The sequence below is a fragment of the Stenotrophomonas sp. YJH_SMC_81 genome (assembly GCF_059370875.1).
On record NZ_JCAFUB010000012.1, the window covers coordinates 1 to 14,056 of the forward strand.

The following is a 14,056-nucleotide window of genomic DNA, read 5'->3' on the forward strand; positions in this document are numbered from 1 at the left end:
CGGCGCGGCGTCGATCGAGGAGTAGTCCTTGAACTCGCCACCGAAGCGCTCGGCACCGATCTTGGTCAGTGCGGCGGTCAGCGTGGTCTTGCCGTGGTCGACGTGACCGATGGTGCCGACGTTGACGTGCGGCTTGGTGCGCTCGAACTTACCCTTGGCCATGGCTGCTTATCTCGAATTCGTCTGAGAGGTGATGCTTAAGATGGTGCTCACGAAAGGAATCGAACCTTCGACCTCTTCCTTACCAAGGAAGTGCTCTACCGACTGAGCTACGTGAGCCGAGTTTTGCATTATGACATGAACTCGATAATATTCAAAGTTCATTCAATGGAGCGGGAGACGGGAATCGAACCCGCACCATCAGCTTGGAAGGCTGAGGTTCTACCATTGAACTACTCCCGCGTCGGGAATGTCACAACGTGAAACTGGTGGAGGGAGGTGGATTCGAACCACCGAAGGCGTAAGCCAGCAGATTTACAGTCTGCCCCCGTTGGCCGCTTGGGTATCCCTCCTTACCACCCCAACCCGTTGCCGCCGAAGCGTTGCGGTGTGTGGTGGTGAGCCGCTTATTCTGCTGATCAGGCGGGGGGCTGTCAACGCTTTTTTCCATCTTTTTCACACGTTGTCGCAAACCCATTGATACGCAAGGTTATTGCCCAGGGACCGGCAGGGTCTCGCTGGCGAAAATTGCGACATGGGGGACGCCATCGGCGCCGATCCAGCCCCGATACATGCCCTGGGTGTTGAACGGCATGGCCATTTTTCCGTCTGCGGCAAGCACGATCGCGCCGCCGTCGCCGCCCATCTTCGGAATCATCTCGTTGATCACGCCCTTGCCGGCCTGCTCCGGCGTCTGCCGCTGGTAGCGCATGCGCGCACAGATCTCGTGCGCGGCCGCAGTCCGGATGTAGTACTCGCCCCACCCGGTGCCCGATACCGCGCAGCCCGCGTCGGCCCAGGTACCGGCACCGATGATCGGCGAATCGCCCACACGGCCATAGCGCTTGTTGGTCATGCCACCGGTGGAGGTGCCGGCAGCAAGCTGCCCCTGCGCATCCAGCGCAACCGCGCCCACCGTGCCGAAGTGCCTTGCGGTCTCCAGGTCGGCGTGCGCCTGGCCACTGGCCTCTTCCTTCAATGCGCGCTGCAGTTGCTGCCAGCGCTTGTCGGTACGGAAGTAGGATGGATCGACCAGGCCGATGCCCTGCTCCACCGCGAACGCCTCGGCCCCCTGCCCGACCATCATCACGTGCCTGGACTTCTGCATCACGGTCTGGGCCAGCAGGATCGGGTTGCGCACCCGCTGCACGCCGGCCACCGCACCTGCAGCCTGGGTGGCGCCATCCATCACTGCGGCATCCAGTTCGTTGTGGCCGTCATGGGTGAACACCGCGCCCTTGCCGGCGTTGAAGGTCGGATCGTCCTCCAGCACGGTGATTGCCGCAGTGACGGCTGCAAGCGCCGGGCGACCGGCCGCCAGTTCGGCATGGCCCTTCAGCAGCGCCGCGCGCAACGCGTCGCGCGCAGTCTTCTCTTCAGCCGGCGACAGGTCCTTGCGCTCGACACCGGCGCCGCCGTGGATGACCAGCAACGGCGAGGCGGCCGGGGCGGCCTGGGCAAGCGACGGCAGGGACAGCAGCGCGGACAGCACCAGGCGCAGTTTCATCGGGCACATCTCCAGCAGGTGTAGTGAAAGGATTGCACCGGTAGTGCCGGCTGCTGGCCGGCACCGGTCGCATCAGGAAGGTGGGTTGCCGGCCAGCGGCCGGCACTACCGAAGCGTGAACTCAATCTCGCCGTCACTGACGTCGGCCACGGCCTGGTAATCGGCCTCGGCCTGGAAATCATCCAGCCGCATGCGGCTGCCGCTGGCGACCACCGTCACCGGCACTGCATGGAAGCGCAGCGGTTCCCCCTCGACCAGGCGATCGGCGTCGCGGCCGGGGCTGACCACCCAGACCTTGCCTTCGCCATCTGCGCTGTAGACCTGGGCCCGGCCATCGGGCTCAACGCACAGGGCGGTGTCCTCATCGACGCCGATGCCGACGATGTCAGGGTCGCCGCTGTCCTGGGCGGCACGTGCCACGAACACGATCAGGCGGCCGAGCCGGTCCCGCTTGTCGAAATGGGTGTCGGTGACCACGCGCTGCAGGTAGGGCATCTGCAGGAAGCCGCTGTCCAGGGTCACGGCACTGCCCATCGGGTCGGCCAGCGCACCGGCCGAGGTGATGCTGCCGCCATCCATGGCGCCATAGGCATAGCCGCCGAGGATGGCCAGGCCAGCGCTGGTACCGGCAATCGGCTTGCCGGCGCGCACATGGGCGTTGAGTGCACGGTTGAGTGCGGTGCCCTTCCAGAAGCGGATATAGCGGGACTGGTCGCCGCCGGCAATGAAGATGGCATCGGCCGCCGCGACCACGCGCAGCACCGCCGGATCATCGGCACCGCGGCGGCTGTCGAAGACCAGGGTCTGCACTGCGGTGGTGCCGCCGATCTCGCGGTACAGGCGGTCCTGCAGTTCGTCGCCACCGGAGGCACGCAGAATCAGCACACGGCCATTGCCGGCCTGCTTCAGCCACCACTGGAAGGCCTCCGGCACCCACTCGCCACCGCCCATCAGCATCATGGCGGGCGCGCGCGAACCGGGACGCGGAGATTCCAGATCGCCGACTTCGTAATAGGCGAAGCCGGGGCCCTGCAGGTCCTGCGCGGGCGCGGCCAATGGCCAGCCCAGCACCAGCAGCGCCAGCCAAGCGAAGGGGCCAGGGAGGGTCCGGTCGAGGCGTCGCATCTTGATCTCCCTGAACAAAATCGAGTTGCAAGCGTTTTCACTCTTTGCCAGATAGGGGCCCAGTAGTCAAGGACATGAAAAAGGCGTTAAATGCGCGCGCCCATTCCGAAGTCTGAATGGGGGACAGGGCCCCTCCTCTGCGGGCCGGCTTCATTTCCGAGAATTCCTCATGCCTAGACAGGCGATGGCGTGGTCGATCCAGCTGGCGTTGATGGGCGTGGCTGCTTCCGCGGCGGCCCAGGCACCGGCTTCCTCTTCGGTGCAACAACTGGATGCGGTGCAGGTCACCGGCTCGCGCATTCCGCGCGCCCAGGTGGAAGGCCCCGCTCCGATCACGGTGATCAATGCCGAGCAGATCCGCTCCAGTGGCTTCACCAGCGTGCCGGACGTACTGCGTGCAATGACCCAGAACGGCGGTGAGACGCAGAGCCAGCAGTCTTCCAGTGGCGCCGACTTCTCGCCGGGCGCCCAGCAGGTGGACCTGCGCGGCCTGGGCCCGAACCACACGCTGGTGCTGGTCAATGGTCGGCGCATTGCCGATTTCCCGATGCCTTTCAAGGGCCGCAGCAACTTCACCGATGTCTCCAACATCCCGCTGGGCATGATCGAGCGCATCGAAGTGCTGACCGGCAGCGCCTCGGCCATCTACGGCTCGGACGCGATCGCCGGCGTGGTCAACTTCATCCTGAAGAAGAAGGCCGACGGCACCACCATCGACATGCGCATGGGCACCACCACCGAAGGCGGCGGCGAGTCGTTCGACATGAGCCTGGCCAGCGGTTTCAGCCGTGGCAACTTCAACGCCGTGTACAGCGTCGAGCTGCAGTCGCAGACCCCGCTGTGGGCCTATGACCGTGACATCCAGGACTCGACCCGGGATGGCCCCACCGAGGGTTCGCGCATCGCGCGCCGTGCCTATCTGCGCACCGACTACAACGATGACTACCTGGACCCGGGCGCCGCCACCTGCGAAGCGCTGTCCGGCCAGAACCAGGGCAGCACCTATCGTGCCTACCGCCCGAAGTATGGCTACTACTGCGGCAGCGACAGCTCGATCGGCTACGGCACCATCCTCAGCAAGCGCCGCGGTGCCAACGGCTACGCGTCGCTGAGCTACGACTTCGACAATGGCCAGCAGTGGTTCGCCGACGCGCAGCTCGGCTACCACACGATGTCGCTGATGCGCGACGTCACCCAGTGGGGCCGCATGGATGCCAACGGTGATGAGTCGGGCTACTTCAACAACGAAGCCACTGGCGAGATCGAGTTCTGGCAGCGCCAGTTCTCGCCCGAGGAAATGGGTGGCCTGCGCAACGCCATGGTGCGCAGCACGCAGAAGACCTTCAGCGTGACCACCGGCTTCAAGGGCAACCTGATTGGCAACTGGGATTACGAAGCGGCGTTGAGCCATTCGCAGTACCAGTCGCGCATCAGCTGGGCACAGATCATTGCCGCCAAGGCCAACGACCTGTTCCTCGGCCCGCAGCTGGGCGTGGATGACGACGGTTTCCCGGTCTACAACGCCGATCCGTCACGGCTGTACCGTCCACTGACCCGCGCCGAGTACGACTCGATCGCCGCGCGTACCACCTACACTCCGAAGTCGCGCACGGAGACTGCCGCCTTCACCCTGACCAACTCGGCCCTGTTCGCTCTGCCGGGGGGCGACGCCGCGTTTGCCGCGACCGTGGAAGTGGGCCAGCAGGCCTATTCGCTGAACCCCGATCCGCTGGCGACCGGGTACTACTACTACAGCTGGAAGGATTCGGACGGCAAGGGTTCGCGCAACCGCTGGGCGACGGCTGCGGAGCTGCGCATGCCGCTGCACGACACGGTCAACCTGAGCATGGCGGGCCGCTACGACCAGTACCGCTATTCCGGACACAGCATCGGCAAGGCGACCTGGAGCGGCGGCCTGGAATGGCGCCCGATCGATACCCTGCTGGTGCGCGGCTCCTACGGCACCGCATTCCGTGCACCGGACCTGCACTATGTGTTTGCCGGACCGGGCAACGACGAGACCAGCGCCGAGGATCTGTACACCTGCCGCCTTGAGGAAGCCAGCGACTGTTCCGATTACGAGCGCAACCTGATCCGCAGTCGCACCGGCAACCGCCAGCTCGAACCGGAAACCAGCACCTCGTGGAGCGCCGGCATCGTCTGGTCGCCGGCGATCGGCCTGGACCTGTCGGTGGACTGGTTCGACATCGACATGCGCAACCAGGTGCAGGACATGGACGTGCGCACGCTCCTGGCCAACGAAGCAAACTGCCGCCTGGGCAGCGCCGACATCAATTCGCCGACCTGCGTGGACGCGCTCGCCCGCATCACCCGCAGCAACGACGGACGCCTGTATGGCGTGCACGTGGAGCCGATCAACGTCGCCCGCGAATCCACCTCCGGCATCGACGTCGGCCTGCGCTATCGCCTGCAGACGGGCATCGGCGATTTCATCTTCAACGGCACGCACACCTGGGTGAAGAAGCATGATTTCCAGCGCTACCCCGGCGACCGCACCGAAGACCAGTTCGCGGTCAACAGTGGCTTCGACATTCCGCGCACCAAGACCAGCCTGAGCGTGACCTGGGAGAAGGATGCGTGGTCGGCAACGGTGTACGGCTCGCGCCTGGGCAAGCTGCCGACCTCGGACAGCTACGACCAGGTGTTCGACTGGGATAGCGGCGACAGCCCGTACGTGACGGCGACCTATCGCTACAACGCCTCGCTGCAGTACCGCTTCGACGACCACTCGCGCCTGTCGCTGTCGGTGGTCAATGTGTTCAACAAGATGCCGCCGAAGGACCGTACGTACACCGCTTACCCGTACTACGACGTGTCCTGGTTCGACAGTGTCGGCCGCACGATCAACCTGCAGTACACCCACAAGTTCGGTGGCAGCGCACTGTAAGTGCCTGGCCAGCGCCGATACAGGGGACCCCCGCTTTGGCGGGGGTTCTCTTTTCTGCCGCCTGAACGGTACCCACGCGCAGGCTCCGGCCTGACCGGCCAGCGGGGGATTTTAGGAAACAGCTGATTCCGCGCCATCAGCGCCGCTCCCTAGCATCGTTGCATGCTCCGCTTTCCCCGCCCTTCGCTGCAGCAGGCCGTGCCATCAACCACCGCGTCGGTGTTGCTGCGCTGCCTGACCGTCTGCGTCTTCATCTGCCTGGCCGCCGCGGCCGGATTCTACCTGCTCACGGCATTCACCGAAGACATCTCGACCCATCGCCGCGAGATGAATGCAGCGGCCTACAAGGCACAGATCTATTTCGACCAGCGCGAAGCCCTGCTGCGCTACCTGGGTGATTCGGTGCTGGCCGGCAACCCGGATGCACCGGCCGCAGACAGCGAGGGCGTGCGACAGCTGCCGCTGGATGGTCCCGGTGGCCAGCCGGGCCAGCGGCTGCTGCTGTCAGCGCGCGCTGAGCACACGCTGCAGGCACTGCAGACGCACCTGCTGCTGATCGATGCACACGGCGCGCATTGGCTGGCCGGGGGCGAGGTCGACGTCGACCTGGTGCACCTGCCATCGCTGCGTGCGCTGCAGGCACGCAGCGGCAGCCTCGAGGGTGCAGACCCGGTGTACTGGCTGCGGCCGGGTGACAGTGGCGTTGCGCTGGCGCAGCCGGTACAGGCGGGCCCCCAACCGGCGCAGTGGCTGGTGCTGCTGCTCGATGGCGCGGCGGCGGCGAGCATGATCGACGGCCAGGGCATTGGCGGTTATGCGCTGCTCGACCGTGCTGGGCAGCCTGCATTATCCAGCCAGGCACCGCGGCTGGATGGTGCGGGCTGGAAGACCCTGCGGGAGCGCCAGGACGACAGCTTCGGCACGTTGTGGAGCGGCGGCCTGCCGCGCGGCGTAGCGCTGGTGAAAAGTGTCGGCAATGACGGCTGGCGGTTGGTCTACCACCTGCCGCCACAGCTGCTGCTGGGCGACCTGGCCGTGCCCCTGCTGGTCTGCGTGCTCTTGCTGCTGCTGGCCGGTGTTGCGCTGCGCCTGATACGGCATCGCGTGGAGCTCCAGCTGATCGAGCCGGCCCTGCAGCAGCACCGCCGCCTGCTGGAGAACCTGGACTTCAGTTCGACGGTGATCGACATGGCGCCGGTCGGCATCTGCGTCCTGCGCCGCAGCGACCGCGCGTTGCTGCTCTCCAACCAGCTGCTGCGCGACTGGCTCGGCGAAGAAGGCGAACACAGCGACTGGCAGGCACCATGGCGCGGACATGCCGGCGAACGCGGGCGTGGACTTGAATTCACCGCCCGCGATGGGCGCCAGCTGCAGGTGCTGCACGCGGCCTGCCGCTACCAGGGCGATGACGTGCTGCTATGCGTCTTCCATGATATTTCCCGGCACCGCCAGGCACAGGCCGCACTGTCGTCGGCACGCCAGGCCGCCGATGCGGCCAACCAGGCCAAGAGCGCGTTCCTGGCCACCATGAGCCATGAGATCCGCACCCCGCTGTATGGCGTGCTGGGCACGCTGGAGCTGCTGGGGCACACCTCGCTGGACGCCCGGCAGTCGCAGTACCTGCGCACCATCGAGAGTTCCTCGTCGGTCCTGCTGCAGTTGATCAGCGATGTGCTGGATGTTTCCAAGATCGAGTCAGGCCAGCTCAGCCTGGAGCCGACGGCATTCTCGCCGCGCGAGCTGACCGAGAGCGTGCTGCGCAGCTTCGCCGCGTCGGCCACCTGCAAGGGCCTGCAGATCCTGGTCTGTACCGATCCGAGCCTGCCGACACGGGTGCTCGGTGATGCCGACCGCATCCGCCAGGTGCTGGGCAACCTGCTCAGCAATGCAATCAAGTTCACCGAGCATGGCCGGGTGGTATTGCGCGTGCGCCAGGTGCAGCGCGAAGCTGAATCGAGCGTGCTGGCCTGGCAGGTGACCGATACCGGCGTGGGCATCGCTGCGGAGGAACAGGCGCGGTTGTTCGAACCGTTCCGCCAGGTCCGCGGCGCAGCCAGCGCGCAGGGCACCGGCCTGGGCCTGTCCATCAGCGACCGCCTGGTACGTCTGATGAGCGGCGAGCTGCAGGTGGTGAGCGAACCCGGGCTGGGCAGCAGCTTCAGCGTCCGCCTGCCGTTGCCGGTGCTGGCCGCTGCCGAGGATGGCCCCACACTACTGCCGGAACCACCGATCCTGGTGCGCGGCCGCGACCGCGAGCTGGTCGACAGTGCCTGTGGCTGGCTGTGTCGCTGGGGCGCCAACGCGCAGCCCCTGCTTGGCGACCCGGCGTTGCTGGACCATGACGGTGCGATCCTGATGGATGGCGAAGCCGGGATGCCGCTGGCCTGGTCGGGCCCGCGCGTGGTGGCTTCGATCGAGGGCGGTGACCAGCCGATCACTGCCGGTGATGGCAGCCTGGTGGTGACCCTGCACAGCATGACCGCGATCGGCAAGGCGCTGGCCAGCGTGCAGCACCAGCGTGCAGCGCAGCCGGTGGCCACGCGTACGGCACCACCGATGCCTCTGGGCCTGCGTGTGCTGGCCGTCGAGGACAACCCGATCAACCGGGTGATCCTGGCCGAGCAGCTGCGCACCCTCGGCTGCGACGTGGAGCTGGCACAGGATGGCATGGAAGCGTTGCAGCGGTGCCGTGAGCAGTGCTTCGATCTGGTGGTGACCGATATCAACATGCCGCGCATGGACGGCCACGCGCTGGCCCGCCAGCTGCGCGATGACGGCAACCCGGTACCGGTGATCGGCGCCACCGCCAATGCCACCGCAGAGGAGCGCGAGCGCTGCCTGGCCAGTGGCATGCAGGGCTACCTCAGCAAACCCGTCGACATCGCCCGCCTGCGCAAGGCGCTCACCGCCCTGCGCCAAGGAGACCCCGCATGACCCAGCGCGTCCTGATCCTGGAAGACCAGCCCTTCCAGCGTGGTTTCCTGGCCAATCTGTTCGGCAGCCGCGCCGGTGTCCAGGTCGATGCCTGCGAAGACGTGGATGCCGCCATCGCACTGTGTGCCTGCCAGCCCTACGACCTGGTGGTCAGTGACCTGCTGATGCCCGGGCAGGACGGCATCCAGTTCATCCAGGCACTGGCGGCGCAACCACGCCCGCCGCGCCTTGCCGTGGTCAGCGCGGCCCCGCGGCGGATGATGACCTCGGCACGGCTGATGGCCGAATCGCTGGGGCTGGATGTGATCGGCCTGCTGCCCAAGCCGGTGGCGGCCGCCGACGTGGACGCGCTGTTCGAGGCGCTGGCGCAGGCGCGCCCGGCCACCGACAAGGCCCCCTCACTCGCGGCAGCGGCAGTCCCCGAACCGGATGCGTCGCAGCTGCGCCAGGCGATGGCCGATGGCAGCCTGACGGCGTGGTTCCAACCCAAGAAGTCACTGCAGTCCGGACGGGTGGTGGCGGCCGAAGCACTGGTGCGCTGGCGCCACCCGCAGCTGGGCACGCTGGCCGCCGGCAGCTTCCTGCCGGCGATCTGCCGCTACGGGCTGGAGGGCGACCTGCTGCGGATGATGCTCAAGGCCAGCATCAGCGCACAGGCGCGTTGGCGCAAGCAGGGCTTCCGGGTACCGGTGTCGATCAACCTGCCGCCTCATCTGCTGGAGCAGTCGGACCTGCCCGATGAGCTGCTGGCGCTGACCCTGGCCCACGGCGGGACGCCCGGCGAGTTGTGCTTCGAACTGATGGAGAACAGCACCACGCGGCACGTCAGCGACTTCTATGCCGGTGCCTGCCGGCTGCGCATGAAGGGCTTCGGCTTGGCCCAGGATGATTTCGGGCAGGGCCTGAGCTCGGTCCACAACCTGGTCAATACCCCCTTCACCGAGGTCAAGATCGACCGCGCGCTGGTCAGTGGCTGCGCCCGAGACCCGGCCCTGCACCTGACCCTGTCGACGGTGATCGCACTGGCCAACCAGCTGGGCCTGATCATCGTGGCTGAGGGCGTGGAAAGTGATGCCGACCTGGCCGCACTGCGGCAGTTAGGGTGCAGCCAGGTGCAGGGGTTCCTGATCTCGCAGGCGCTGCCGTCGGACGAATTCAACCGTTTGCTGGACGAGGAAGCACCGCAACTGGACGAAAGACCGCGGGCCGCCCTGCGCTGACGCGGATTCCACGACGGCTTCACAAAAACATCAAGCGGCATTGATGATCCTGTCTATGCAGTAGCGGCGGACTTCGCGCCGCCACCGGTGCCGATGTCCGCCCCATGCCCTGAGACCTGCCATGCCGGCCGAGGCCGCTCCTGTACGCCGACTCGCTCGCCGCTCGCTCCGCGTCCATGCCCTGTTGATCGGCGTGGTGGTGCTGGCGACCCTGCAGGCCGGACTGCTGCTGTCGGCCGGCTCGCAACTGTTGAACGAAGAGCGCAGCAAGATCGAGTACCACTTCCGCCGCCTGGACGGTACGTTGCGCGAGCAGGAGCGCTTCCTGCGCCAGTGGCGGCTGCATGATGTCGGCGTACGAGGCCAGCCGGTTGCCGATGCCAGCGTGGAACTGCAACGCGGTCCGTTGTATGCCAACTTCGCGGTGATCGGGAGCGAGGGGGCCGGTCGTTCGCCACCGACCGAGCTGGGCGACCGGTTCCTGCGCTTCTACGGCACGTTCTGGTCCGCTTCGCGCTACCCACCACCGCAATGCCTGCTGGTCGATGGCCAGGGCACACGCGGGCTGCTGGCACCGGTACAGACCGTCGGTACCGATGCAAGCCAGAACAGCCCGCATCACCTGCGACCGGCGATCGCCGACATCCACCGCGCACTGGGTACGCGGCCCACGCTGCAGCGCGGCGGCATCGCCTGGGTAAGCGTGCCGTGGCGCGACCGGCAGACCTGGCTGCTCGCCATCGCCCACACCCCGCAGGATGCGCGCCTGTGGGGTGAGGACGGCAAGGATTCGCAGGCCGCGCTGGCGTGCCTGCTCGATCCGGCACGTGTCGATGACTACCGGCAGGTGCTGGGTGTTCCGGTGTTCCAGCGGCTGTCGCTGTTCGATGCCGATGGCCAGCGCCTGCTGGGCGATGCAGCAGACGCCAGTGACGCTGGCACCTCCTGGAAGGCTGGCCTTGCAGGCCTGCAGTTCCGCATGCGCAGCGAGCGCGGCTGGCTGGCGGTGTACCACGTCAGCTGGCGGCAGGTGTTCCAGCACCCACAGGGGCCCTTGCTCGGTGCGACCGTGGTGGCCCTGCTGCTGGCACTGGGTGGCACGCTGGTGCTGCGCGCGTATCGGCGTTCGGTCATCGAGCCGCTGCGCAGCAACCACGCGCGGCTGCTGGAAAGCGAAGCCTTCAGCCGCACCATCCTGGACAACGCGCCGATCGGGCTGTGCCTGCTGCACCGTACCGATGGCAATGTGCTGCTGGACAACACCCTCGCCCGCCGCTGGCTGGGCGAAGACCACCACAGCGGAGGCTGGCATGGCCCTTGGCGGCGCAGCGTGCTGTCCGCTGGAGGCACCACGCTCGGCGATGGGCTGGCCTACACCACGCCCGAAGGCCGCCACCTGCTGGTGACCGCGACGCCGGCGCGCTATCGCGGCGAGCCGGCGGTGCTGTGTCTGTTCATCGATCTCAGCAGCCAGCACGAAGCCGAGCAGGTGCTGCAGCAGGCGCGCCGTGCCGCCGACCAGGCCAACCGGGCCAAGAGCCAGTTCCTGGCCACCATGAGCCACGAGATCCGCACGCCGCTGTACGGCGTGCTCGGCACCCTCGAACTGCTCGGACTCACGCCACTGGATGCGCGTCAGCGGGACTACCTGGGGACGATCCAGCGTTCGTCCTCGACGCTGATGCAACTGATCAGCGACATCCTCGATGTCAGCAAGGCCGAGGCCGGGCAACTGAGCCTGGAACCCAGCCCGTTCGATCCAGTGCATCTGACCGAGGATGCGCTCGACTCGTATGCTGCCGCGGCCGCCAGCAAAGGGCTGCAGTTCTACGCCTGCATCGATGCCGACGTGCCGTCCGTGGTGTGCGGTGATGCGGCACGGATCCGCCAGATACTCAACAACCTGATCAGCAACGCGCTGAAGTTCACTGACAGCGGACGCGTGGTGGTGCGCGTCTCGGCACGCTGGCAAGAGCAGCGCTGCTGGCTGCAGTGGCAGGTCGCCGATACCGGCATCGGCATTGCCAGCGAGCACCAGGCACACCTGTTCGAGCCGTTCTTCCAGGCCAACCCGGGCACCGATGCGATGCGCGGCACCGGCCTGGGCCTTTCCATCTGCGCGCATCTTGTGGCGTTGATGGAAGGCCAGCTGCGCGTGGTCAGCGAGAGCGGCCTGGGCAGCAGCTTCAGCGTAGAACTGCCGCTGCCCCCGGCGCCGGCCGATCCGCAGCAATCTCCTGCGCCGCAGTTGCCTGCGGGCCTGCAGGTACAGGTGCGGGGCGGTGTGCGCGAGCTGGTCCAATCGCTGTGCGAGCGCCTGCAGCAGCGCGGTGCCTTGGCCAGCGTATACCGCGATGAAAGCGCGGCGGGCTTGCCGTCGTCCACCGTGCTGCTCGACCTGGTCCTGGACGACGCGTTGCCCGGGTGGGTGGATGGACCGCGTGCGGTTGCCTGCCGCGACGGCGGCGTGCGGCCACGGCAGATCGATGGCGCCTGGCAGGTTGGCCTGCACCGGTTCGACGCGATCGTGCTCGCGTTGGCTGCCGCCAGTGGCCAGCCGCTGGCGGCCAGCGCCGAAGGGCGCCTGCCGGCGACGCGCCGTTTCGGCCTGCAGGTGCTGGTGGCCGAGGACAACCCGATCAACCAGGCGATCCTGCGCGACCAGCTGGAACAGCTCGGCTGCCGCGCCGTGGTCGCCAGCGACGGCAATGAAGCGTTGGGCTACTGGCATCAGGACGAGTTCGCGCTGGTGCTGACCGACCTGAACATGCCCGGGCTGGATGGCTATGGCCTGGCGCGCGCCTTGCGGGCGCGCGGTGTCAGCGTGCCGATCCACGGCGCCACCGCCAATGCCGACCCGGCCGAACGCCAGCGCTGCCAGGAATCGGGCATGCAGGGCGTGCTGGTCAAGCCGATCACGCTGGAAGCGCTGCAACGCCTGCTGATCCAGATCACCCGGGGCGATGCAGCGGTTGCCGCGCCACCGCAAGCACCGGAATCCACCGATACGGGCGATGATGATCTCCCGCTGCAGGTTCCCGCGAAGATGCAGGCGTTGTTCGTGCAGACCATGCAGGCCGACCTGGACAGCCTGCGCCAGTCGATTGCCAGCGCCGATCCCGCGCGCGTGGTGCAGGTACTGCATCGCATCCGTGGCGCACTGGTCATCGTGGGCGCACCCGCCCTGGTGGACAGCGGCCTGCAGATCGAGCACAGCCTTGCGAGCGGCGATGACCTGACCACCCAGGCGGCGTCGCTTGCCCGCTTCCAGCGACGCCTCGAACAGCTGTTGCATCCGCTGCTTGATGCGGCCTCCCCTTCCCCACCTGACGACCCGACCCTGCCATGACCACACGGATCCTCATCGCCGACGACCACCCGATCGTGCTTGCCGGCATCCGCGACGTATTGGCCGGGGAACTGGATCTGGACGTGGTGGGTGAGGCGGCCGACCCGGCGACGCTGATCGAACTGATGACCCGCACCCGCCCACAGGTCGTGATCACCGACTACAGCATGCCGGGGGGCGACCGCTTCGGTGACGGCATCAAGCTGATCTCGTTCCTGCGCCGCAGCTTCCCGGAGACGCGCCTGCTGGTGCTGACGATGGTGTCCAATCCGTCGTTGGTTGCAGCCATGTATGCCGCCGGCGCCGGCGGCGTCGTGCTCAAGAGCCATGGATTGGGCAGCCTGGTACAGGCCCTGCGCGTGGTGCTGGCCGACCGCGTCTACCGGCCACCGGGCCTGCTGCCGGTCGCGGCGAGCGAACCAGCCGATGCCGATGCGGTCCGTGCACGCCTGTCGCCGCGCGAACTGGAAGTGATCCGACTGTTTACCGGCGGCATGAGCGTGGGCGACATCGCACGCCAGCTGCAGCGCAGCGCCAAGACGGTCAGCACGCAGAAGATCAGTGCGATGCGCAAGCTCGGCGTGGACAGTGACCAGGCACTGATCGAGTACTGCCTGCAGGCCTCGTTGTTCGCCTGAGGCCCACTCCAGGCTGAATCCTGCAGGCCCCGTGCGGGGGCCTGCGACGGCTTTAGGAAACGCCTGATTCCATAGGACAGTGCCGATTTCTAGGCTGGACGCATCCCGCCATGGTGCGCCTGCCGGCAGCAACCGCGTCGCCGTGGGGGACGGAAGCCCGATGGCGCCTGCAGCTGCCATCGCGTGTGGCTTCCGCAGCGACGCGGCCCTGCCGCG

Annotated in this window: 8 protein-coding genes and 3 tRNA genes; 5 read left to right on the forward strand and 6 right to left on the reverse strand. The window is 67.0% G+C overall.

What is annotated here, in order from left to right; all coding sequences use genetic code 11:
• From AC5P8U_RS17870 to AC5P8U_RS17895, 6 genes are all read right to left on the reverse strand, one after another.
• A partial coding sequence (locus tag AC5P8U_RS17870; RefSeq protein ID WP_353761873.1) for a GTP-binding protein occupies positions 1-162 on the reverse strand: 162 nt, incomplete at its 3' end.
• Positions 163-203: 41 nt separating this feature from the next.
• Positions 204-279 (reverse strand) — tRNA-Thr (locus AC5P8U_RS17875).
• 49 nt (positions 280-328) lie between these two features.
• A tRNA-Gly gene (locus AC5P8U_RS17880) sits at positions 329-402 on the reverse strand.
• Between the two features lie 24 nt (positions 403-426).
• A tRNA-Tyr gene (locus AC5P8U_RS17885) sits at positions 427-512 on the reverse strand.
• A 137-nt stretch (positions 513-649) separates the two neighbouring features.
• Complete coding sequence (locus AC5P8U_RS17890; protein WP_353761871.1) at positions 650-1,666, reverse strand: isoaspartyl peptidase/L-asparaginase family protein; 1,017 nt, start codon at positions 1,664-1,666, stop codon at positions 650-652.
• A 105-nt stretch (positions 1,667-1,771) separates the two neighbouring features.
• Complete coding sequence (locus AC5P8U_RS17895) at positions 1,772-2,791, reverse strand: cyanophycinase (RefSeq protein WP_134972560.1); 1,020 nt, start codon at positions 2,789-2,791, stop codon at positions 1,772-1,774.
• Between the two features lie 169 nt (positions 2,792-2,960).
• Between AC5P8U_RS17895 and AC5P8U_RS17900 the strand changes: the two genes are divergently transcribed.
• The 5 genes from AC5P8U_RS17900 (at position 2,961) to AC5P8U_RS17920 (ending at position 13,840) form a co-directional block, all read left to right on the forward strand.
• Positions 2,961-5,699, forward strand: a complete 2,739-nt coding sequence (locus tag AC5P8U_RS17900; RefSeq protein ID WP_495214246.1) for a TonB-dependent receptor plug domain-containing protein — start codon at positions 2,961-2,963, stop codon at positions 5,697-5,699.
• Positions 5,700-5,861: 162 nt separating this feature from the next.
• The gene (locus AC5P8U_RS17905; protein WP_088496493.1) at positions 5,862-8,633 is read left to right on the forward strand and encodes a response regulator; all 2,772 of its coding nucleotides are present in this window, start codon (positions 5,862-5,864) and stop codon (positions 8,631-8,633) included.
• Positions 8,630-9,853, forward strand: coding sequence for an EAL domain-containing response regulator (locus AC5P8U_RS17910; protein WP_088496492.1), 1,224 nt, complete (start codon positions 8,630-8,632; stop codon positions 9,851-9,853). Before AC5P8U_RS17905 ends, AC5P8U_RS17910 begins: the two co-directional genes overlap by 4 nt.
• Positions 9,854-9,974: 121 nt before the next feature.
• The gene (locus AC5P8U_RS17915) at positions 9,975-13,202 is read left to right on the forward strand and encodes a hybrid sensor histidine kinase/response regulator (RefSeq protein ID WP_088496491.1); all 3,228 of its coding nucleotides are present in this window, start codon (positions 9,975-9,977) and stop codon (positions 13,200-13,202) included.
• The gene (locus tag AC5P8U_RS17920; protein ID WP_049416983.1) at positions 13,199-13,840 is read left to right on the forward strand and encodes a response regulator; all 642 of its coding nucleotides are present in this window, start codon (positions 13,199-13,201) and stop codon (positions 13,838-13,840) included. The genes AC5P8U_RS17915 and AC5P8U_RS17920 overlap by 4 nt, the downstream gene beginning before the upstream one ends.
• Positions 13,841-14,056 lie beyond the last annotated feature (216 nt).

Coding starts and splice junctions, on each gene's coding strand:
- AC5P8U_RS17890 (WP_353761871.1), bottom strand. CDS start 1,666: ATGAAACTGCGCCTGGTGCTGTCCGCGCTGCTGTCCCTGCCGTCGCTT.
- AC5P8U_RS17895 (WP_134972560.1), bottom strand. CDS start 2,791: ATGCGACGCCTCGACCGGACCCTCCCTGGCCCCTTCGCTTGGCTGGCG.
- AC5P8U_RS17900 (WP_495214246.1), top strand. CDS start 2,961: ATGCCTAGACAGGCGATGGCGTGGTCGATCCAGCTGGCGTTGATGGGC.
- AC5P8U_RS17905 (WP_088496493.1), top strand. CDS start 5,862: ATGCTCCGCTTTCCCCGCCCTTCGCTGCAGCAGGCCGTGCCATCAACC.
- AC5P8U_RS17910 (WP_088496492.1), top strand. CDS start 8,630: ATGACCCAGCGCGTCCTGATCCTGGAAGACCAGCCCTTCCAGCGTGGT.
- AC5P8U_RS17915 (WP_088496491.1), top strand. CDS start 9,975: ATGCCGGCCGAGGCCGCTCCTGTACGCCGACTCGCTCGCCGCTCGCTC.
- AC5P8U_RS17920 (WP_049416983.1), top strand. CDS start 13,199: ATGACCACACGGATCCTCATCGCCGACGACCACCCGATCGTGCTTGCC.